General features: G+C 48.2%; 22 protein-coding genes. 3 read left to right on the top strand and 19 right to left on the bottom strand.

Annotated elements, in window-relative coordinates; genetic code table 11:
* Positions 1-43 precede the first annotated feature (43 nt).
* Positions 44-1150, top strand: a complete 1107-nt coding sequence (locus ACRYI5_RS03590; protein WP_448224325.1) for a M24 family metallopeptidase — start codon at positions 44-46, stop codon at positions 1148-1150.
* Positions 1151-1344: 194 nt separating this feature from the next.
* Positions 1345-1905, top strand: coding sequence for a DUF1097 domain-containing protein (locus ACRYI5_RS03595; protein WP_407879720.1), 561 nt, complete (start codon positions 1345-1347; stop codon positions 1903-1905).
* Between the two features lie 56 nt (positions 1906-1961).
* Here ACRYI5_RS03595 and ACRYI5_RS03600 read toward each other — a convergent pair whose 3' ends face one another.
* The 6 genes from ACRYI5_RS03600 to racE form a co-directional block, all read right to left on the bottom strand.
* Complete coding sequence (locus ACRYI5_RS03600; RefSeq protein ID WP_448224326.1) at positions 1962-2453, bottom strand: hypothetical protein; 492 nt, start codon at positions 2451-2453, stop codon at positions 1962-1964.
* 17 nt (positions 2454-2470) lie between these two features.
* A complete protein-coding gene (locus ACRYI5_RS03605) occupies positions 2471-2896 on the bottom strand; it encodes a DUF948 domain-containing protein (protein WP_448224327.1) in 426 nt (141 codons plus the stop codon).
* 131 nt (positions 2897-3027) lie between these two features.
* Positions 3028-3882, bottom strand: coding sequence for an aldo/keto reductase (locus ACRYI5_RS03610; protein ID WP_448224328.1), 855 nt, complete (start codon positions 3880-3882; stop codon positions 3028-3030).
* The gene (locus ACRYI5_RS03615; RefSeq protein ID WP_407879725.1) at positions 3879-4409 is read right to left on the bottom strand and encodes a YfcE family phosphodiesterase; all 531 of its coding nucleotides are present in this window, start codon (positions 4407-4409) and stop codon (positions 3879-3881) included. Before ACRYI5_RS03615 ends, ACRYI5_RS03610 begins: the two co-directional genes overlap by 4 nt.
* A complete protein-coding gene (locus ACRYI5_RS03620; RefSeq protein WP_407879727.1) occupies positions 4409-5011 on the bottom strand; it encodes an XTP/dITP diphosphatase in 603 nt (200 codons plus the stop codon). The genes ACRYI5_RS03615 and ACRYI5_RS03620 overlap by 1 nt, the downstream gene beginning before the upstream one ends.
* Before the next feature lie 62 nt (positions 5012-5073).
* Positions 5074-5898 carry a glutamate racemase gene (gene racE / locus ACRYI5_RS03625; protein ID WP_448224329.1) on the bottom strand — a complete coding sequence of 275 codons (825 nt, stop codon included), beginning with the start codon at positions 5896-5898 and terminating at the stop codon, positions 5074-5076.
* Positions 5899-6032: 134 nt separating this feature from the next.
* Here racE and ACRYI5_RS03630 point away from each other — a divergent pair, with 134 nt between their 5' ends.
* Positions 6033-6569, top strand: a complete 537-nt coding sequence (locus ACRYI5_RS03630) for a DUF2507 domain-containing protein (RefSeq protein WP_448224330.1) — start codon at positions 6033-6035, stop codon at positions 6567-6569.
* A gap of 92 nt (positions 6570-6661) precedes the next feature.
* Here the strand turns inward: ACRYI5_RS03630 and dltD are convergent, their stop codons facing one another.
* The 13 genes from dltD to ACRYI5_RS03695 form a co-directional block, all read right to left on the bottom strand.
* Positions 6662-7936 carry a D-alanyl-lipoteichoic acid biosynthesis protein DltD gene (gene dltD, locus ACRYI5_RS03635; protein ID WP_407879730.1) on the bottom strand — a complete coding sequence of 425 codons (1275 nt, stop codon included), beginning with the start codon at positions 7934-7936 and terminating at the stop codon, positions 6662-6664.
* A gap of 1 nt (position 7937) precedes the next feature.
* On the bottom strand, positions 7938-8174 hold the full coding sequence (gene dltC / locus ACRYI5_RS03640; protein WP_407879731.1) for a D-alanine--poly(phosphoribitol) ligase subunit DltC: 237 nt from the start codon (positions 8172-8174) through the stop codon (positions 7938-7940).
* Positions 8175-8227: 53 nt separating this feature from the next.
* Positions 8228-9436: a D-alanyl-lipoteichoic acid biosynthesis protein DltB gene (gene dltB / locus ACRYI5_RS03645; protein WP_407879732.1), complete on the bottom strand. Its 1209-nt coding sequence runs from the start codon at positions 9434-9436 to the stop codon at positions 8228-8230.
* Positions 9433-10962: a D-alanine--poly(phosphoribitol) ligase subunit DltA gene (gene dltA / locus ACRYI5_RS03650; protein WP_448224331.1), complete on the bottom strand. Its 1530-nt coding sequence runs from the start codon at positions 10960-10962 to the stop codon at positions 9433-9435. Before dltA ends, dltB begins: the two co-directional genes overlap by 4 nt.
* Positions 10963-10988: 26 nt before the next feature.
* On the bottom strand, positions 10989-11135 hold the full coding sequence (locus ACRYI5_RS03655; RefSeq protein ID WP_407879735.1) for a teichoic acid D-Ala incorporation-associated protein DltX: 147 nt from the start codon (positions 11133-11135) through the stop codon (positions 10989-10991).
* Positions 11136-11336: 201 nt separating this feature from the next.
* On the bottom strand, positions 11337-11654 hold the full coding sequence (gene trxA / locus ACRYI5_RS03660; RefSeq protein WP_407879737.1) for a thioredoxin: 318 nt from the start codon (positions 11652-11654) through the stop codon (positions 11337-11339).
* Positions 11655-11754: 100 nt separating this feature from the next.
* Complete coding sequence (locus tag ACRYI5_RS03665; RefSeq protein ID WP_448224552.1) at positions 11755-14124, bottom strand: endonuclease MutS2; 2370 nt, start codon at positions 14122-14124, stop codon at positions 11755-11757.
* A 20-nt stretch (positions 14125-14144) separates the two neighbouring features.
* Complete coding sequence (locus ACRYI5_RS03670; protein ID WP_407879741.1) at positions 14145-14672, bottom strand: CvpA family protein; 528 nt, start codon at positions 14670-14672, stop codon at positions 14145-14147.
* Positions 14673-14780: 108 nt separating this feature from the next.
* On the bottom strand, positions 14781-15095 hold the full coding sequence (locus ACRYI5_RS03675) for a DUF1292 domain-containing protein (RefSeq protein ID WP_407879743.1): 315 nt from the start codon (positions 15093-15095) through the stop codon (positions 14781-14783).
* A gap of 57 nt (positions 15096-15152) precedes the next feature.
* Complete coding sequence (ruvX, locus tag ACRYI5_RS03680; protein ID WP_407879744.1) at positions 15153-15584, bottom strand: Holliday junction resolvase RuvX; 432 nt, start codon at positions 15582-15584, stop codon at positions 15153-15155.
* Complete coding sequence (locus ACRYI5_RS03685; protein ID WP_407879746.1) at positions 15581-15847, bottom strand: IreB family regulatory phosphoprotein; 267 nt, start codon at positions 15845-15847, stop codon at positions 15581-15583. The genes ruvX and ACRYI5_RS03685 overlap by 4 nt, the downstream gene beginning before the upstream one ends.
* A 274-nt stretch (positions 15848-16121) precedes the next feature.
* A complete protein-coding gene (alaS, locus tag ACRYI5_RS03690; protein WP_448224332.1) occupies positions 16122-18767 on the bottom strand; it encodes an alanine--tRNA ligase in 2646 nt (881 codons plus the stop codon).
* 292 nt (positions 18768-19059) lie between these two features.
* A complete protein-coding gene (locus ACRYI5_RS03695) occupies positions 19060-20436 on the bottom strand; it encodes a DEAD/DEAH box helicase (protein WP_407879748.1) in 1377 nt (458 codons plus the stop codon).
* Position 20437 lies beyond the last annotated feature (1 nt).

Genomic DNA, 20437 nt, shown 5'->3' on the forward strand with positions numbered 1-20437 from the left:
TTAGATGTTTGAGTTTCACAATAATTGAAAATGAGGCGATGTTATGGCAGATTACACACAATTAGCACAAGTTCAACAATGGGTGGCCAACCAGGGCGTGGACGTTGCGTACTTTAGCAATTTCCAAACCATTCAATACTTGACCGGGTTCGGTTCCGATCCCATTGAACGTGTTCTTGCCCTCTTTGTATTTCCAGATCAAGATCCGTTCCTATTTTGTCCGGCACTAGAGGTCGAGGCCGTTAAGGACACTGGGTGGCCTTATGGCGCTTACGGGTATCTTGATCATGAAAACGCCTTTGCAATGATTGCGGACCAAATCAAAAACCGCGTGGCGAACCCGAAAAAGTGGGCCATTGAAATGGGCAACCTAACGATTGACCGCTTCAACGCCATGCACGAACAGTTCCCGAATGCGCTATTTGAAACAGACGCAACGGATTACCTTGCTTCATTACGGGTCATCAAGACACCACATGAAATTGACCTCTTAAACGCCGCCGGTGCCGAAGCCGACTATGCGTTTGAAATCGGCTTCAAGGCCGTTGCTGCTGGCGTACCTGAACAACGGGTCGCCGCAGAATTGCAATATGCCTTAATGAAGCGTGGTGTCATGAACATGAGCTTTGAAACATTGATTCAAGCTGGCGCTCATGCTGCCGAACCTCATGGTGCAACCAGTGACCTCAAGATTCAAAATAATGAATTGGTGCTGTTTGATTTAGGGACCGTTCATGATGGTTACATCTCTGATGCCTCTCGGACCGTTGCCGTTGGGACCCTGACTGATAAACAAGCTGACATTTACAAAGTCTGTTTAGAAGCGCAGCTGGCCGCAATGGATGCTGCCCGCCCTGGCATCACGGCAGCTGACCTTGATAAGGTTGCTCGTGACATCATCACCAAGGCCGGCTACGGCGAATACTTCATTCACCGGCTCGGCCATGGGATGGGGCAATCTGAACACGAATTCCCAAGTATCATGGAAGGTAATGATATGGTTCTAAAGGAAGGCATGTGCTTCTCCATTGAACCCGGGATCTACATTCCAAACGTTGCTGGTGTTCGGATCGAAGACTGTGTTCACATTACTGCTGATGGCTGTGCACCATTTACCCACACCAGCAAAGATTTAACGTACGTGGGTTAACGCTACCCTCACCTAATCATTAAAAAGTAAGCGACCACCACGGAAATTAATTTCTGCGGTGGTTTTTTATGTACCTAATTTTAGTTTAGCTAAAACGTTTTACGTAAAGCCCTTGCGCGAATTCACCCAATCATTTAACCTATGGACTATGTGTTTGCTGATAAAGGGTTCATTAAATAAAGGGGTTAGTCATCATGAAAATTACAAAAAAAGTCTGGTTTGATTCACTTGGGGTGGGATTCTTCACAATCATCTACAGCCTCATCATGACCGGCTTCTCACTCTGGATGGGCGCTGCAGCCTTTGTAGCGGTCTCCTACTTCTTTGGCGCCGGCTTTCCAAAAAACAAGGTGTGGAACATCTTACTGAGCTTTGCATTAGGAATCTTCTGGGGGCTCATTGCGTTTGCGCTTCTCCACGTCCCGGTGACATCCGGTCTGCTTGGTTCCTCAATTATGTTTGGTGTGCTTACGTTCGTTGTATTGTTCCTTCAAGGAACCATCATGCCCTTCACCCTCGTGCCTGCATGGTTAATTGCATGGGGAACGACAATGCTGATCATTACAAACGTTGCCGTTCACAACTGGCCACTGTTTGCCATTGAACTGTTTACCGCCATGTTCTTGGGCATTTTCGTCATCGGGTACGCCTCCGATTACTTTAACAAACTAATGTTCCACTTCTTCCCTGAAAAGGACGCCACTAATCAGGCCGCTAAAACGGCTAAACGTCAGCCTGATCAAGATATTGACTAACAAAAAAACGTCTGTGACATCGTCACGGACGTTTTTTTGATGCTGCCATCATTGAGTTACTTGGCAGACTTGTCGTCAGCCGGTGTTTCATCAGTTGGTGCTGAACTGTCATCAGCCGCTTTATCTGAAGCCTTTGAATCGTCTTCTGGTGCGGTGACCATGTCATCCACATTAATGACAATATCATCGTCGTCATCGTCAAGATCGACGCCGTTTAATTCCTCACGTAATGACGCTGTCTCGTCGTCGAAATCTTCTTGCTTTTGGTGTAATCGACCACGTAAAGAAGCACTCCGTTCCCCCACTGTTGAAGCGAAGTCACGGGCAGAATCAGATGCTGATTCTGAATAGTCCTGGAATGAATCCTTCGCGTCATCAATGGCGTCTGCTGCGTAAAACGCGTAATCAATCGCGCGGTCACGAAGCTTATGGTATTCCGTATCCGCTGTGTCGCGTAATGCATCCCGTTGTTCTTCCGTTAACGCACGGTAAGCTGCGTATGCGGCCGCACCACCTAATAACGCACCAATCCAAAATCCTTTAGCCATCTTCATTCTCCTTCTTTCTAGTCATCCGTCGTTCGTTGACGTTTCTTTTCTTGATGATTATTGTACATCTTAAATGCTGAGCTTGCTGCCCGCGCAGCCATCCCAACTTTACCAGCATTTTTCCCTGTGTCTGTCACCCGGTTTGTTAACCGGTGGGTTGCTGCGTTTAAGTCAGATACACTTTCACCAAGATCTGCCGCTGCCTGAAAAACTGGGTCAATGGTTGCGACCTTGTGGTTAACGTCATCCAATAATTCATTGGCGTTCCCCATGATGTCTTCCATTTGCTTGGACAACACGTCAAGGTCGCTCGTAATCACGACCATGCTCTTGTTAATTTCACCAAACGTTTTCGTCAGCCGTAGTAAGAAAATCCAAATGATTCCCACCAATAATAAAAATGCTACGGCAGCGATGATGCCTGCAATTCCGCCAAGTGTCATAAAATTGCCTCCAGTATGAAATAAAAACCTGATGTACTTGAGTTCAGGATACCATAAAACGATCGCTGGATAAAACCGTTTCCATTTAGTAATCAGTTAAACAATAAATGCCACCTGGATCAGCACCACCGTTACTGAGCCGAACGTCCCCTCGCTAACGTGGTCATTTCTTCGTCTGTTAGTGTAATGCTAGCAGCGGCCGCGTTACTAAAGAAGTGTTGAATGTTAGCCGTTCCGGGAATCGGTAAAATAACGTCAGAGCGCTGAAGCAACCACGCCAGTGCAATTTGTGCTGGGGTTGCTCGGTGCGCTTGAGCAATTGAAAGCAAGGGACCATCAGCGGCCGTTAACGTCCCCGTCGCCAGCGGATACCACGGAATAAACGCCATGTGGTGGGCTTCTGCGTAATTCAAAACGTCCTCGTCACTTCGATCCGTCAGGTTATAGCGATTCTGAACGGACGCAATCGAGGTGACGGCCTGCGCCGCTTCTAGTTCCGCGACGCTTACCTGACTGAGGCCAATGTGTTTCACCTTGCCCTCACGCTTCATATCCGCCAAAACGCCCAGTTGATCAGCCAGCGGCACCGTTTTATCGATGCGGTGCAACTGAATGAGATCTAATTGGTCCACCCCTAGTGAAAATAGGTTTAATTCAACCTGTTGCCGTAAATAGGCCGGTTGACCGAGCGGTGTCCACTCGTTCGGCCCCTGTCGGGTAAAGCCAACCTTTGTGGCAATCATCTTGTGGTGCCCTTGATATGTGGATAACGCTTGCTTTAGATAGTCATTTGCAAAGAACGGACCGTAAGCATCCGCTGTATCAATGAAATTGACATCACTATTCAACACGGCATCCATCACGGCGACGGCGTTTGCAGGGTCAGCACTTGGCCCCCACACACCTGGTCCGGGTAACTGCATGGTTCCATAGCCCAAGCGATTTACCGTTAGTTCTTCATCAAACGTAAATGTTTTCGTTGTCATTTCGTGTCCTCTCGGGGAAACGTCACCGTTAGTGCTGGAACCACTTGGCCATCGCGTGTGCAAAAACGGACCTCTGTGTGGGTTGGCAGCACATCTACCAGTGCAAACGTCCCCCCTAGATCAGCATACTGACCCCGTGGCTGGCTAATGCTCCCAGGGTTCAGGAAAAGAGTCCCCGCGTTTTCAACGACGCCCAGTTCATGTGAATGGCCAAAGCAAACAAGTGTGGCCTGTTCTTGCCGAGCAGCCAATGCAAGGGCCGTTAGATCGCGTTTGATGTGGTACAGGTGCCCATGCGTTAAAAAGACGCGCTGATCACCAATAGTGACTAATTCCTGATCTAAAAACGCAGGGTCAACATCCATGTTGCCACCAACGACGTGCATGGTCTGCCATAACACATCATCAGCAGCCAATTCAGAATCCCCACAATGAAACCAACCGTCGATAGTTCCGGCAAACTGCTGTTGAAGCCGCACTAAAATTTCGCGGTCGCCATGACTATCACTCACCACCAGTAATCGCATTAATCTTCACGCCACCAGGTTGGGAATTGTTCCATCAGTGAGGCAATCGCCCGGCCACGGTGACTCACCTCATTTTTTTCTGCCGTTGTTAATTCAGCAAACGTCTTTTTCTTCTCGGCCACATAAAATAATGGGTCATAACCAAAGCCATCTGTGCCATGTGGTTCACGCAAAATCAGGCCCGAAACGTCACCACTAACAACCAGGCGCTTTCCGTTGGGCTTCACAGCAACAATGGTCGTGTGAAAGTTAGCCGTTCGTTCAGCATCTGGGACGTTATCCATGGCAGCCAGCAACTTAGCATTGTTCGCTGCGTCATCATGATCGCCCGCATAACGGGCTGAGTGAATACCTGGTTGCCCATTCAAAGCATCTACTTGAAGACCTGAATCATCTGCAATAATGGGAAGTTCCACCAGCTTTGCCAATGCATCCGCCTTGATTTGGGCATTTTCTGCAAAGGAAGTCCCATTTTCTTCTGGAACCTTAACATCTGGGAAATCTGCTAACGTTAACACCTTAATGTTTAGTGGTGCCATTCGTTCTTTATATTCCGCAGCCTTACCTGCGTTGTTGGTTGCGATTACAATTGCGTCTGCCATGGTGCGCCTCCAAGAAGTTTATTTATCTACATCACTAATAATGCCCATTTTCAGTAAAAATATCAATCAATGACTGCTTGATTAACGGTCATTCCGGCTAAGCCCAACCACTGGGTGGCAATGGTCTTAAACATGTCCGGCGAGCCAGTGGTAAAGTAACGATCTGGTGCCAATTTTGTTGGCGCCGCCATGTGGTAAATATCCAGCAACGCCTTAATTTCATCAGCCGTCTCGGTGCCCGGGTCAATCAGCGTAACCCGTTCGCCCATCACGTTTTGAATGATGGGGGCCAACAGCGGGTAGTGGGTACACCCTAAAACCAGTGTATCAATGTCCGTTTGCGTCAACGGTTGGAGGGTTTGGGTAACAATCTGTTTGGCCAGTGGGCCCGTGTATTCATTACTTTCAACGAGTGACACGAACTTCGGACACGCTAAACTCGTGACCGTCATCTCGTGTACTTGCTCATGAATGGTTTTTGCATACGCGTCATTTTTGACGGTTCCCTCCGTTGCAATGACCCCAATGTGCCCATTCTTTGTCGTTCGAATGGCGGCCTTTGCACCGGGTTTAATAACACCGATAATGGGAATCGTTAACTGCGCTTGTAAGTCTGGTAATGCGGCTGCTGTTGCCGTGTTGCAAGCAATCACCAACATCTTGACTGGTTGGGCCTCAAGAAACCGCACCATTTCCCAGGTGAACTCACGCACCTGCTCTGCGGGCCGCGGTCCATAAGGAAGCCGGGCCTGGTCGCCAATGAAGCGGATCGTTTCGTTTGGCAGCTGGCGTAACGTTTCTTTAACGACCGTTAAACCGCCGACACCAGAATCCATAAACCCAATGGGTAATTCCGGTCGTAACCGTGACCGATCAATTTCTACCATGTCTCTGTCCCTCTGTTTCATGATTAATTGAACCTTTAGCATGACGCTTTCCACCGGACTTTTCAAGCATCAGCGATTAAAGTTCGGTGAAACATGATGATTCTCAGATGAAACTTTCTCAGGACCACGCTATAATGAGTAAAATTAAGGCAATTGGGGAGATAATCATGGATCAAGCAACCTACAACAAATTACTTACACAATCAGCGGTTTCTGCACTCGGTGCGGGCTTCATCCGCGATGAGGTGTTACCCACTATCCTGGGTGACGATCAGCTGACCATTCTGTATTGGATCGGCCGCCAGGTTGCCCGCAATAATCCGTTAGCAGATCGCGATGCCATCACACCACTCTTTGCCCAACTCAACTTTGGGACCCTGACGTTGACACATGACAGTCGCCATCAGCAACACTTTGAGTTAAGTGGTGCGCCGGTTGCCCAGCGATTAGCCGCTTTTCCGAAGGCCAGCTTTGACCTTGAGGCCGGTTTTTTAGCCCAACAAATCGAGCTGATCACTGGGGCCGCAACCGAAGGCACCGTTGACGAAGTTCACAAAGATCACGTCACCTTGCTCATTCAAACGGATCCACACGCCATCGTTGGTGATGTCGCTGCTAATGTCCCAACGTTAACGGTTACTGAGCCCAATGAACCCACCGTTGAATCATAATTAAGTGTGACTAACATGCATAACATCAAAAAACGCCTGCCGTCTCAATTGATTTTGAGACGACAGGCGTTTTTTGATGGCCTTGACCGACCTTATTTAAACGTTGTGAGATTTTGTTGCGTTGGGGCTAACTGTTGCCAGTCTGTAGAGTAGTAACGGTCATCGATGTGATAATCCGTCGTCCCTGTCTTTGTTGATAAGAACGGACGAACACCCTTATCAACGGCAACCCAGCCACGCCACCCGAGGTGGATGGTGTCTTCCATGAAGTACGGTTGCCCGCCATCATGGCTTAAATCTAACACATTGTTAAACCCTTGGCTTGCCAGCTGGTGTTTGATCTTATTGTTCGTTTGATCAATCATCGTCTGGTTTAAGTCAGTGTAATTGGCCCATCGCTGGTTAATTGGTGGCAAAATGAACAGCACATCGGTATGTGTTTTCGCAAACTGGTTCAAAACCAATTCGAAATCACTATACTCAGGTGACTTCCGGTAATCTAAATTCCGTTGTGCCCCCTTCAAATGGGCCATATTACCCCGTAACCGCTTGTTGTAGAACGTGTTACTGATTTCAAGGTTATTACTGGTGGTGTGTGCCTTACCCAGTTTAGCGGCCGTTTTATCCAGTGCTTGGTAGCTGTCTGACTTCGGCAACTGTTTCATCCCGTCATCAATTTTAACCAAGTGCCGGCCCAAACCATAATTTGAAAACAGTTGGTCTTCATGCGTCAGGATCAACGCTTGAATGGACAACTGGAGCCGATCATAGTTTGATAATGACTGCCCCTTAGCCGTCTTTCTGAGCATCCGTGCAATTGCGTGATCAGAATGTCCAGATGGCATTTCGAGGAGCCGTTTAGCAGCGTAGCGATCCATTTCACTATCTTGGGTCTGCTGAAGCCAGTCAACCGTTTGAAGCTTGGAATAATAAAAACCAAAAGCATCTTTACGGGCACCCTTTGGAACGAACCACTGAGGTGAAACAATGAAAACCGCCTTTTTATGCTGCATTTGTGTCGCAATGGTTTGCATTGAATAATACTGAGTCAATGATTGCGTCCCCGCTGCCCCTAAAAGAAACGGCCGGTAATTACGGTCATATTTTGCTGCTAGCACAGACGGATGCAACGGATCCATCCGCGCTAATTCACTGGAACCAAAAAACGGAACGTACTCACCTTCGAGTGCCTGTTTTTTGATCTGCTGGCCCTTAAACACTTGCGGTGCAAGTGACACTGCCGCCTTCTGCTCTGTCTTTTTTGAGTTACTGGCAAAGTTAATTGGTGAAAGCAGTAACGCCACTAAGATTACAAAGGCTGCAATGACCGGGCCGATAACCAACCAGAGTCGTTTTGCAGAAGTCATCTTACCCCACTAATCCTTCCACCTTAGCCACGATCTTGTTAGGTGTGTCCCATTCCGTCCGTTCAAATTCAGAAACAGGAACGTTAACCCCTAACTGACCTTGTAATTCTAACAACAATTGAACTGATCCCATTGAGTCCAACAACCCAGCGTCAAACAGGTTGGTGTCCATTGCTTCTGAAACGTCATTCCCAGTTAAGTCGTTCAAAATTTCTAATACTGTTTCTTTAACATCCATGATAATAATCCCCTTTAATTTATCTTGTTCAGCACCATTACTGCATCACCCCGTTACGGGTGTTTGAACCATAACGTATCTAAGAACCCGGAAAAGAGCAGGAAGCTCACACACACGACGTTGATCGTAAGGAAAATGGCAAAGGCCTCTGTCAATTTATTGTGCGGAATGGCCTCACGGTGTTTCTTCTTAAAGCGTAGCCACCAGTCATTGATGACTAAGCTGATGCCGTGGAATAACCCATAAGCAATGTAATACCACGTTACACCGTGCCAAAATCCCATAATCAACATGTTCAAAACGTACGCGATGTTACTAACTGTCACCCGGCTCTTGAACAGTTTATTCTTCATCATTGCAAACACTAACCGCATGAAGATGAAGTCACGGAACCAAAAAGACAGACTCATGTGCCAACGGTTCCAGAAATCCTTCAGGTTCTTTGACTGGAACGGCCGGTTAAAGTTCATTGGTGTTTCAATCCCCATTAAGTAAGAAATGGCGACTGCAAATAGTGAATAACCTGCAAAGTCGAAGAACAGGTCCAGTGAATAGGTATACATATACCCAATCAACGGCCAGGATAAGCCCTTGCCGCCGTAGCGGAGGGTCAGCATTCCCAGTTTTGGTAGCAACACGGTTCCAAACAAGTAGGCCAGTAAAAACTTATATAAAAAGCCAAGGAAAATGTAATGCACGGCTTTTCCGATCATCCCAATATAGGTCTCGCGATCTGGCACCTTTTCGTAATCATCCAACCACCGCCGGTAACGATCAATGGGTCCAGATGAAATGGTGGGCATGAATAGTAAAAATTCAAGGAAGAGCAATGGGTGGAATTCTTTAATGATTCCATCCCGCATTTCCATAATCATGCCGACCGTTCTAAACGTCAGGTAACTGATTCCCAGAAACCCAAACAGTGAGGAATGACTGGCCGCCACCGCGGGGGTGATTTTGACAAAGGCCAGTGGTAAGGCACTGAGTAACACAGCTAGATAAAAGACCCACCGATTGTTCGATCGGTTTCGGTAAGCCATGTACCCGCCAACTAACAACCACTGCCACGCCACAAACCCAATTAGGGCAACGCCTTGCTGCCACTTGGCACCATCAAACATTAAGAAAATAAAGGCTAATGAAACGAGGCTTTGGTACCACCGCCACCGATGGCCTGTGTACAACCCAATCATCAATGGGAGTAATCCAATCAGTAAGTACACAAAATACTGTGGATTACCATACGGCTCTAAATTGATCATGCTGGATTCACCTCAGCAATGATGGTCTTAATGTCCACCTTACCGTTAGCCGTCAATGGTAATGACTCTTGGTAAATGAAGCGGTTCGGGACCATATAATCCATCATAACGCCCTTTAAGGACTTTTTGATGGCCGTTGTCCGTTGTAAGTCAGAGGTGAATTCTGTCGTTTCTTCGGGCACAACGTAGGCCCACATTTGGCTAACTTTATGATCAGCATCGTATTTTGGCACTGCAACCGCCTGTTTGATCCACTGATTGTCATTCAAGTAGTGGTTCACCTCTTCAAGCTCGATTCGGTAACCATGTAACTTGATTTGAAAATCAATCCGCCCAAGGTAATGCAGTAAGCCCTGTTCATCCAAGAACCCAAGGTCACCAGAATGATAAGCAGCTTTGCCGGCTTCCGTAAAGAAGGCCCGGGCCGTTTTCTCTGGGTTATTTAAGTACCCTTTTGAAACACTGGGACCACTGATAATGATTTCACCCTGTTCACCGGCAGGTAAGCTCTTACCCGCGTCATCCACCACCGTAATGGTGGTGTCTGCTTTAACGGTTCCAATCGGGAGCCGGCCAGCGGCAATCAATTCATCCGTGATTTCAACACCAGTCACAGCAACCGTTGCTTCTGTTGGCCCGTACGTATTAAAGATGTGGGCATGAGGGAACCGTTCACGCAGTTTGGTTGCGGTCGAAACGGTTAGTTCCTCCCCACAAAAGAGGAAGTGCGTCAGGTCTGGTAAATGTTCTTCATCAAACGTTGGTTCTAGCAGACAAATGTCGGCAAACGATGGTGTTGCAACGAAAACATTGAGCTTCATCGTTGGCAACGTTTCAAACAAACGTTTGAAGTCATCTGTCACCACTTTTGGCAAGGCTGCCAACGTTCCACCAAGCGCCAACGTTGGCGCCCAATCCATTACTGATAAGTCAAACGAGTATGGTGGTTGTGCCATGGTAACCGGCCGGTTGGGGAGCTTAAAGTCATCACTTACCATCCAGTTCACGTAGCTCAACAGGTTTGTGTGACTAATTTGAACACCCTTAGGCCGGCCAGTCGTCCCAGACGTAAAGATGATGTAGTACGTCTGATCGCCACTAACTGCGTGATCCGCGTCATAGGCTGTTTCTGGTGCCGTCAACAATGAGGCTAACGTGTCCCCACCCAAAATTGGTTGGTCGCCCACTTCAACAGGCAACGCGTCAACCGCAATAATGGCGGCTGGTTCAGCAATTTCTGCAATCATCGTTAGCCGGTCATTTGGTGAATGCGTATCCACCGGAATGTAAGCGTGACCTGATTTAACTGCGCCAAGGAAACTGGCGATCATAGCAAACTGCTGACCACCAAAGACAACAACAGGTGCACCGGTTGGCAACCCCAAATCGTCTAAGTAGCGCGCAATGTTATCCGACGCCCGCTTCAAATCTGCGTATGTGTAATGTGTTCCTAACTCATCGTAGGCCACAGCTGTCGGTGTCGTCTGTGCCCATTGGTCGATGGTTTTGATCATGTTCTCAATCATGAAGACCCTCCCAGTCAATCTGCCGTTTAAAACTCATTGTAGATGAACTTGCTTTGGTTCACACCAGAGTAACTGTACAGATATAGTAGCAGTAATAGAATGACGAAATAAAATACTGTTTTTAGGATAAAGGTGACCCACGGCGTCCTTAGCCAGAGTCTTAATCGTGCCATCCTCATTGCCCCCTTCACTTATACCAATATCATCAGTATAGTGATTTATCACCTTAATAGTGGTAAAAAAAGTGTTAAACTTTTTAGTCCATTTTTTAGATTACCGTTAGTGTACCAGAAATCGCAAAAAAAAGCCCCATCGCATACCATTACGATTCTGCGAGGGGCTCTCATTATTCTGTCACATATAAAGCTAAAGCGTTAAGCCGTGTACTGCGCCAACGTCTTTTCGATTTGTTCCTTACTGTGGTAACCAACTAACGTGTCAACCACTTGGCCATCCTTCTTAACGATCAGGGTTGGAATCCCCATGATGCCAAACTTTGATGGGGTGTTTGGATTTTCATCAACATCCATCTTTGTGAAGGCCACCTTGTCGCCCATTTCATCCGCTAACTGTTCCACAACGGGTGATTGCATCTTACACGGGCCACACCAAGTTGCCCAAAAATCAGTCACGCTAACACCAGCATTGGTATCGGCTTCAAACGTTTGATCAGTTGTTACATTTACAGCCATTTTAACGGCCTCCTTATCACATTAGTCTTTAATACACTAACTTTTAGTATGTAAGTTAGTGTACTCTTTTTTTCAGAACACGCAATCAATTTGCCTGGCATTACCCAAGATGAACAACCGTTGCGCCGTCACCACCAGCATTTGCGGGGGCAAAGCCAAAACTTTTGACCCGGGGGTTCGATTGAAGGTACTCGGTAACCCCTTTTCGAAGAGCCCCTGTTCCCTTTCCATGAACAATCGTGACGTCGTTTAAATTAGCTAACAACGCAGAATCTATGAACCGATCCACTTCACTGATGGCTGCATCATACCGATGACCACGAAGATCTAATTGCGCCTGGGCCCGGGCACCAATGTTACTGTGCACCGTTGGCCGACTGGTCCGCTGTTGCTTTTCATTGGCTGTTGGTGCGGCTGACTTTTCAAGGTCATTGTCGTCAACCTTCATTTTCAGCATCCCAAGCTGAACTTCCCATTCGTGGGCACTCAACTTCCGGTTTAACGTTCCGTGTTGTCCATAAGATTTAACGACCACGTTGTCACCAGGATGAAAATCACGCTTTTTCTTTGCCCGGGCGAGGACCTTATTGTTTGCTAACGACGGTTCCTGACGGAGCGCATTTAATTGTCCCTGTGCATCAATCAATTCGTTTTCACGAACACCAGCCCCCTGCTTCACCTCTAATTGGCGCAGGTGGTGAATAATTTTGTCCGATTCCTTTTTAGCGTCAGCAACGATATGATTGGCCTGTTGCTTAGCAGCATCCAGCTCATGCGTCTTTTGTTCAGTGAACCGGTCAAACTGAGCCGTCAGCTCTTCTTGAAGCTTTGTGGCGTCCGCTAACTGTTCAGCTAGCGCTGCCGCCTCATCTGTGGCCCGTTTGCGCTGTTCAACTAAATCACCGATCATGTCGTTTAGATCCTGACTATCCTGACTGGTCAACGTTCGGGCCGCCGCAATGATATCGGACCGTAAGCCTAACCGTTGCGAAATTTCCAACGCGTTTGAACGACCGGGAATTCCGAGTAGTAAGCGGTAAGTTGGCTGCAGGGTCTCCGCGTCAAACTCCATGCTGGCATTAATGGTCCGTTTGCGGTCATACCCATACGCCTTTAGTTCTGGGTAGTGGGTCGTCGCCACAACGGCGGCGCCGATGGTTCCAAACGCATCAAGCATGGCGATCGCCAGTGCAGCCCCCTCTTTGGGGTCAGTTCCGGCACCAATTTCATCAACCAACACTAAGCTTTTGGCCGTCGCCTGATCAAGAATGCGGATCAAGTTGTCCATGTGTGAACTAAACGTACTCAACGATTGCTCAATGGACTGTTCGTCCCCGATATCAGCAAAGACATTGTCGTAAATGGCCACGGTACTTTCTTCACGGGCCGGAATAAACAACCCGGACTGAGCCATTAACTGGCTCAAACCTAATGTCTTTAACGTGATGGTTTTCCCACCAGTATTGGGTCCCGTAATGATGATGGCATCGTAATCATCGCCCAGCGTGATGTCATTTGCCACGGCCGTCGTTTGATCTAACAGTGGGTGACGCGCCTGCCGGAGGTTAACCTTTCCGTCGGGGCTCAGCAATGGTTCCGTTGCCTTTAATTGGTGCGCATACCGGGCCTTCGCGTTCACGAAGTCTAAATGGCCAAGCACACTCGCATTCGCTAAGATCTCCTCACGGTGTGGTGCCAGCATCCTTGACAATTCCTGTAGAACCCGGGCAATTTCATTTCGTTCCTGAACCTGGCTTTGCCGGAGCCGGTTATTTAAGTCCACCACGTCCTCTGGTTCAACGTACAGCGTTTGGCCAGACTGACTTTCATCATGCACGACACCACCGAAACGATTCCGGTACTCCGTCTTTACTGGGACAACATACCGGTCATTTCGCATGGTAATAATCGGCTCGCTCAAATAGCTTGCCTGGCGCCCACGAACGTATGACTGCATCTTGCTCCGAATCAATGCTTCCGTGCCCTTGATGCGGGTCCGGATGGCCGCTAATTCCTCGCTTGCTGCGTCACTAACACGCCCGTCTGGTTCAATGGCCGTGTTGATTCGCCGGGTCAGGTCCGGGAGTGTCACTAACTGGGCAACAATCGTGCTCAGATGACGTAACGTCACGCCCGTTTCATCCAGTTGATTAAAAAAGGTTCGCGTTGAACTTGCCGTTTGTAAAACCCGGCCAACCGCCGCTAGTTCCGTCCCGTTCAGCGCCGCGTCAATGGCTAACCGTTTCATGTGGGGCGTTAAATCTGCCAGTTCAGGCAACGGAATGCCACCCTTTAGCCGGAGAATGTCCGCACCGTCTTTTGTTTCATCTAAACTTTCTTGGATCACCTCAGCGTCTGTTGCTGGCTGCAAAGACGCCAACTCAGCGCGACCGCCAGGTGAACTCAGTAAGCCCGTCATCTGGGCCTTCACTTTTTCAAATTCGAGGATCGTTAATCCACGTTCATTCATCAATTTTATTCAGTCCTTTTTTATCGAGTTAACCACCACTGATAGATCTGTTCTGACAGTAGTGGCGTTTGGTGGAGAATCCACATGCTTAACGGTGAATGCAGCAGTTGGTCATGAATCCAGGTCGCCGGCCAAACGGACGCAATGGCCAAACCGAAGAAGATCAGGATGTACATTAGTATGCCAGCGACCGCAGCCCCGGCAAGTGCATTAACACCATGAATCACTGGTAAATTTGTAAACAGCTTTAACGACCGGGTCAACAATCGCAAAAGAATGATCCCAATAATCATCAGTCCCCAAAAGGCAATTCCGGCCGCCCAGAAATGGTTGACCTGACTGTTTAGAAGCTGGTCGTTGGCCGTGACTTGGTGATTAGCTGGCAACAAGTGTTGGACCCCCGTCGCGACCGTTGGCGTTAGTAACCGGGCCAGAAGCAAAATAAACAGGTAACCAACAGTGTTGACCAGTTCAACTACAAAGCCACGGTGAAAACCGCGCCCTAGTGCACTCACCAATAATAAAATGACAACTAACGTTAAAATCATTCGTCTATCCACCCCTTAATAAGCATTATGACACAAGCGGCGTCATACTCCACCTGAGGAATACGACGCCGCTCTGTCAGTTATTTACTGTCGCTCACGCAACGGTTTTTAAGCCATGTTGGAGTCATCGTCAAGGAATGTGTTAAGCATTTCTTCAACCATGTCCCATTCAGCTTCGTCTTCGATCGGTGAAAGTTCGCCTTCTGTGGAGCCATCTTCCTCTGGATCAAAACCGTAAGCCTGGATGTCCACTTCTTCATCATCCGCAGTGCTTGCTGGATATAAAAGAATGTAAGACTTGCCATAGTCTTCTGACGTAAACGTGAAGAGCACGTTATATAACGTCTCGTTGCCGTTATCGTCAACGAGCGTGATTTGTTGTTCGTTATCGTTTTCTGATTCGTGGTTGTGTGTTTCAGCCATTTGTTAGACCCTACTTTCTTCGTGAATGATCATGTGTTGTTGTGAATGTCCCAACCGCTACTTGGTTAGTTTACCATTTGCGTCGAGATAATTCTGCAAAATAAAGGTTGCCGCTAATTTATCAATGACTTGCTTGCGCTTTTTCCGTGAAATGTCGGCCTGCTCAATGAGCATCCGCTCTGCTTCCACCGTCGTCAAACGTTCATCAATAAAATCAATGGGTAAGCCAAAGCGTTCCGTCAACATGTCTCCATACCGTTGAGCGGCCTCTGCACGGGGGCCGAGGGTGTTGTTCATGTTCTTTGGTAAGCCCAAAACGAATCCGCCGGCCCCGGTCTCTTTGACCAACTCAGCGATCCGGTCCAAACCAAACTGGCCCTCATCTTCGTTAATCCGCACAATCTCGACACCCTGAGCTGTCCAACCGAAGGCGTCACTAACAGCGACCCCCACGGTCCGGGAGCCCACATCTAATCCCATTAATTTCATTTAGCTGCGTTATCCGCACTCAGATAAGCCCGGACGAGTTCTTCAATGATCTCATCACGTTCATGCTTACGAATTAAATTCCGGGCGTCATTAAGACGGGGAATGTAAGCTGGGTCCCCAGATAACAGGTACCCCACAATCTGATTAATCGGATTGTATCCTTTCTCTTCCAAAGCTGCATAAACTGTTGCTAACGTGTCATGCACGTCTTTTTGTTGCTGGTTACTAAAATCAAAGAACATGGTTTTGTCTGTTGTACTCATTCGTATTCCCTCCATGATCAATCAACCAAACGGCGTGTGTTGCTAACCAATCTGCGTTGGTTGCACTTTCCAACTGCACACTCCAGTTACGACCTATTTTACTTAATCCACCGCCAAATAACAATTATCCAGCACGTTGTAACCATATTGTCAAATAAGCAGTTCGTAATTTTAATGATTGATTGACTAAATAATCATAAAAAACGGAACCAGTCGGCAATTTGCCAAGCTGCTTCCGCTGTTAGCGTCACTCATTTGGACGCCCTGACGTTGCTTATTTGGCTAACCATGCCTTTGCTTGGGCCATCGCATCGTCCAGTCCGGCAGGATTCTTCCCACCAGCCTGAGCCATGTCTGGCCGACCACCGCCACCACCATTAATGGCAGGCGCAATGGCCTTGATCAAGTCACCTGCACGACGACCGGCCTTAACCTGGTCTGGTGCCATTGCAACTAAGAGGCTTGCCTTATCATCAACAGCCGTTCCAAGAACCAAAACATCTGACGGTAACTTCTGTTTCCAGTCATCCGCTAATTGACGGAGCTGGCCCATACCGGCAACGTTGACTGTTTGTGCGATCACCTTCACGCCGTTGATTTCGTCAACGTTCGTAAAGACATCGCCGGCCTGTTGCGCAGCCATTTTGGCTTGCAGCGCCCGTTGTTCTACTTCTAACTGCTTAACGTCTGCTTGCAACCCAGCGACCTTCCGAGGAACTTCCTTCACTTGTGGTGCCTTAACCATGGCAGCCGTTTCGTTTAAGAGGGCCTCTTCGTTGTTCAAGTAGGCAAAGGCATCACCAGCCGTTACGGCTTCGATCCGCCGAACACCGGCACCAACCCCTGTTTCAGAAACAATCTTAAACAAGCCGATTTCATTTGTATTGGTAACGTGATCACCACCACAAAATTCTGTGTTGAACTCACCAATTGAAACGACCCGGACCGTCTTCCCGTACTTCTCGGAGAACATGGCAATCGCGCCCATCTTCTTTGCAGATTCAAGGTCGGTTTCTACCGTTTTGACCGGAATTTCAGCAAAAATCTGGTCGTTGACCATCTGTTCAACCTTTTTCAGGTCGTCTTCTGTTACTTGACCAAAGTGGTTAAAGTCAAACCGCAAGTAGTTTGGTTCAACCAAGGAACCTGCCTGCGCAGTGTGCCCGCCCAAGACGTTTCGCAATGATTGATCCAACAAGTGGGTTGCCGTATGGTTCTTTTCGATCTTACTGTGCCGACCAGCATCCACAACCAGTTTGTACGTTGCGTTCTTCTTTAACGTCCCCGTTAACTTAACGGTGTGGAGGTTTTGGCCGTTTGGTGCATATTGAACGTCCGTTACACTAGCGACCACTTTCCCGTCGGCGTCAATGATCTGACCCGTATCAGCAATTTGACCACCCATTTCAGCGTAGAACGGCGTTTGATCAAAGATGACCTCGGCCGTTTCGTCGCCTTCTTTGGCCACGTCAACCAACGTTTCGTTAACAATGATGTCCAGTAACTTCGCTGCTGGAACCGTTAACGTCGTGTAACCAACATATTCACTGTCGGACTTGATGTCCGTGAGCAATGCCCGTTGCACACCCATTGACTTAGCAGATGACCGGGCGCCACGAGCACGCGCACGTTGCTTTTCCATTTCGGCCTTAAAGCCCTCCTGGTCCACAGCTAACCCTTCGTCACCAGCGTATTCAGTGGTTAATTCAACGGGGAAACCATACGTATCAAACAATTTGAACGCGTCGGTCCCGGACAGTTCGGCATTGCCAGCTGCCTTGGTAGCTGCAATCGTGTCGTTTAATAGTGACAGTCCTGTATCAAGCGTCACGTTAAACCGGTCTTCTTCAGAGTGGATCACACCGGCAATGTAGTCAGCCTGTTCCAACACTGCTGGATAATGGCTCTTCATGATTTCGCCAACAACCGGCACCAATTTGTACAGGAAGGCTTCGTTAATACCGAGCTTCTTCCCGTTTAAAATGGCCCGCCGAATTAACCGCCGAATTACGTAACCACGGCCTTCATTTGAAGGCAACGCCGTGTCACCAATGGCAAACGTCACGGCACGCGCGTGATCCGCGATGATCTTAAACGACACGTCGTCAGCCGCGTTGTCACCGTAGTGCTTATCCGCTGACAGTTCTTCCGTCTTTTTAATGATCGGCAGGAATAAGTCTGTTTCAAAGTTTGTCCGGGCGTGCTGGAACACAGACACAACCCGTTCGAGGCCCATCCCCGTATCAATGTTTTTATGAGGAAGTGGTTCGTACGTTCCTTCTGGTGTGTGGTTAAACTGTGAGAACACAATGTTCCACACTTCCAGATACCGTTCGTTTTCCCCACCAGGGAAGTTTTCAGGATCATCTTCAGCGACGTTGTTCATTTCTTGACCACGGTCGTAGAAAATTTCTGAATCAGGACCAGAAGGACCCTGACCAATATCCCAGAAGTTATCTTCGGCTTCCAGAATATGGTCTGCCTTGACCCCGGCGTCTAACCATTCCGCTTTAGCATCCGTATCCTTGGGGTACACCGTGATGTACAACTTGTCAGGATCAAACGCAAACCAATCAGCTCCGGTTAATAATTCCCAGGCCCAGTGAACGGCTTCCGTCTTGAAGTAATCACCCACTGAAAAGTTACCAAGCATTTCAAACAGCGTGTGGTGTCGGGCTGTTCGACCAACGTTTTCAATGTCGTTTGTCCGAATACTCTTTTGTGAACTCGTCATCCGTGGATTGTCAGGCACGACGGAGCCATCAAAGTACTTCTTCATTGTGGCGACCCCAGAGTTGATCCACAACAAGGTTGGGTCTTCAACGGGGACTAATGACGCACTCGGCATAATTTTATGGCCGTGTTGTTCAAAAAAGTCGAGGTACATTTGCCGTACTTGGCTACTACTTAATTCTTTCATGATTGTCCTTTCATCACTTGTGCGTGAAACACAAAACAACACCCCTGCTTGCAAAGACGGTCAAGGACCGCGGTACCACTTTGCTTGCAACGATGTTGTTCGTTAACCCCTCACTCATAACGCCGAGTCGCGTGTTTTTTAAACAAGTGTGTTATCAAATTTTTCTTCAAGGGAGCACAAGAATCGTTACCTCGCTCTTCACACCAACCAGAGCGTCGCTGAAAAATAACTGATTCCCACATATCCTTGACTGCACTTTAGTATAGCATTCACGGCCAACTTGTCAATTGACTTACCGACTCCGGTTGGCACGACTTGCTGCGCCCTGTTGCCGATTTGCCTTACGCTTCCCACGAGCAGCTTCACGCATCTCAACCCGTTTATCCTGTTGGGCCTTCCGCTTAATGGCTGACTTAATTTGGTTCTTGTAGCCAGGCTTAACTTTCTTCTTCTTTTTCTTAACCATACCGACCATGGTTGGATCAAGCTTATTGTGGGTCGCTGTCCGTTTCGTCCGCCGGTTTCGGTCGTATGAATCAACGATTTCACCCTGACGAATATCCTTCGGCGCAAACTTCACACCCAATTTTTCGATTTCAGCAACCTGATCCTCTTCACCAGGACGGTACAACGTAATCGCCGTTCCAGACATGCCGTTACGGCCGGTCCGGCCAACCCGGTGAATGAAGAAGTCCAGGTCTGCCGGAATGTCATCGTTAATGACGTGTGAAACACCCTTAATATCAATCCCACGCGCTGCCAAGTCCGTTGCAACCACGTATTGGTATTCCAGGTTTTGAACCTGTTTCATCACCCGTTTCCGCTCACGTGACGGCACGTCTCCTGAGATCATGGCCACTTTAAGGCCACGTTCCTTCAGGTACGCCGTTAATTCGGCCGTGCGTTGCTTGGTGTTACAAAAGACCAGCACAAGGTATGGTTCACCCATTGTCAGTAATTCATAAATCATTTCATTCTTTTTGTGCCCCTTGGTTGACATCAACCAGTTATCAATCGTTGGACTGATAATTGACGTTACCGGGATTTCTTCAATCACCGGGTTCGTCAGGTATTTCCGTAAGAATGGTTGCAGCTTCTGGGGAATCGTTGCGGAAAAGACCAACATTTGAAGGTCCTTAGGCAGGGCCCCCGCAATGTGATCTACGTCGTTTAAAAAGCCCATGTCAAGGGTCATATCCGCTTCATCAACAACCAGTTGGTGGGCGGTGTGTAAGCCCAGGTCATGTTCATCCATGAAGTCACGCAACCGTCCTGGGGTCCCAATCACAATTTGGGGTTGGTGCTTACCCAGTTGGCGTTCTTGCCGTGACCGATCCGTTCCCCCAACGTAGTTTGCGATCCGAATTGGCTGGTCAAAATGACTCGCCAATTGTTTAGCATCCGCGTAAATTTGACTCGCCAATTCACGTGATGGTGTCGCAATAATGGTCTGCACTTCATCTAAATCAGGCTTGAGCTGGTTAAAGATGGGCAGTAAAAAGGCGTGGGTCTTCCCACTCCCCGTTTGTGATTGACCAATAACAGACCGGCCAGCCATGATAACGGGAATCAACCGCGCTTGAACCGGTGTGGGTTTCACGAAGTTAATTTCCGTTAAGGCGGCCATTAGCTCTGGTCGCAAGTTTAGTTCTGTAAATGTTTCCGTCATA

Source organism: Furfurilactobacillus sp. WILCCON 0119, assembly GCF_053471565.1.

Coding starts and splice junctions, on each gene's coding strand:
- ACRYI5_RS03590 (WP_448224325.1), top strand. CDS start 44: ATGGCAGATTACACACAATTAGCACAAGTTCAACAATGGGTGGCCAAC.
- ACRYI5_RS03595 (WP_407879720.1), top strand. CDS start 1,345: ATGAAAATTACAAAAAAAGTCTGGTTTGATTCACTTGGGGTGGGATTC.
- ACRYI5_RS03600 (WP_448224326.1), bottom strand. CDS start 2,453: ATGGCTAAAGGATTTTGGATTGGTGCGTTATTAGGTGGTGCGGCCGCA.
- ACRYI5_RS03605 (WP_448224327.1), bottom strand. CDS start 2,896: ATGACACTTGGCGGAATTGCAGGCATCATCGCTGCCGTAGCATTTTTA.
- ACRYI5_RS03610 (WP_448224328.1), bottom strand. CDS start 3,882: ATGACAACGAAAACATTTACGTTTGATGAAGAACTAACGGTAAATCGC.
- ACRYI5_RS03615 (WP_407879725.1), bottom strand. CDS start 4,409: ATGCGATTACTGGTGGTGAGTGATAGTCATGGCGACCGCGAAATTTTA.
- ACRYI5_RS03620 (WP_407879727.1), bottom strand. CDS start 5,011: ATGGCAGACGCAATTGTAATCGCAACCAACAACGCAGGTAAGGCTGCG.
- racE (WP_448224329.1), bottom strand. CDS start 5,898: ATGGTAGAAATTGATCGGTCACGGTTACGACCGGAATTACCCATTGGG.
- ACRYI5_RS03630 (WP_448224330.1), top strand. CDS start 6,033: ATGAGTAAAATTAAGGCAATTGGGGAGATAATCATGGATCAAGCAACC.
- dltD (WP_407879730.1), bottom strand. CDS start 7,936: ATGACTTCTGCAAAACGACTCTGGTTGGTTATCGGCCCGGTCATTGCA.
- dltC (WP_407879731.1), bottom strand. CDS start 8,174: ATGGATGTTAAAGAAACAGTATTAGAAATTTTGAACGACTTAACTGGG.
- dltB (WP_407879732.1), bottom strand. CDS start 9,436: ATGATCAATTTAGAGCCGTATGGTAATCCACAGTATTTTGTGTACTTA.
- dltA (WP_448224331.1), bottom strand. CDS start 10,962: ATGATTGAGAACATGATCAAAACCATCGACCAATGGGCACAGACGACA.
- ACRYI5_RS03655 (WP_407879735.1), bottom strand. CDS start 11,135: ATGGCACGATTAAGACTCTGGCTAAGGACGCCGTGGGTCACCTTTATC.
- trxA (WP_407879737.1), bottom strand. CDS start 11,654: ATGGCTGTAAATGTAACAACTGATCAAACGTTTGAAGCCGATACCAAT.
- ACRYI5_RS03665 (WP_448224552.1), bottom strand. CDS start 14,124: ATGAATGAACGTGGATTAACGATCCTCGAATTTGAAAAAGTGAAGGCC.
- ACRYI5_RS03670 (WP_407879741.1), bottom strand. CDS start 14,672: ATGATTTTAACGTTAGTTGTCATTTTATTATTGGTGAGTGCACTAGGG.
- ACRYI5_RS03675 (WP_407879743.1), bottom strand. CDS start 15,095: ATGGCTGAAACACACAACCACGAATCAGAAAACGATAACGAACAACAA.
- ruvX (WP_407879744.1), bottom strand. CDS start 15,584: ATGAAATTAATGGGATTAGATGTGGGCTCCCGGACCGTGGGGGTCGCT.
- ACRYI5_RS03685 (WP_407879746.1), bottom strand. CDS start 15,847: ATGAGTACAACAGACAAAACCATGTTCTTTGATTTTAGTAACCAGCAA.
- alaS (WP_448224332.1), bottom strand. CDS start 18,767: ATGAAAGAATTAAGTAGTAGCCAAGTACGGCAAATGTACCTCGACTTT.
- ACRYI5_RS03695 (WP_407879748.1), bottom strand. CDS start 20,436: ATGACGGAAACATTTACAGAACTAAACTTGCGACCAGAGCTAATGGCC.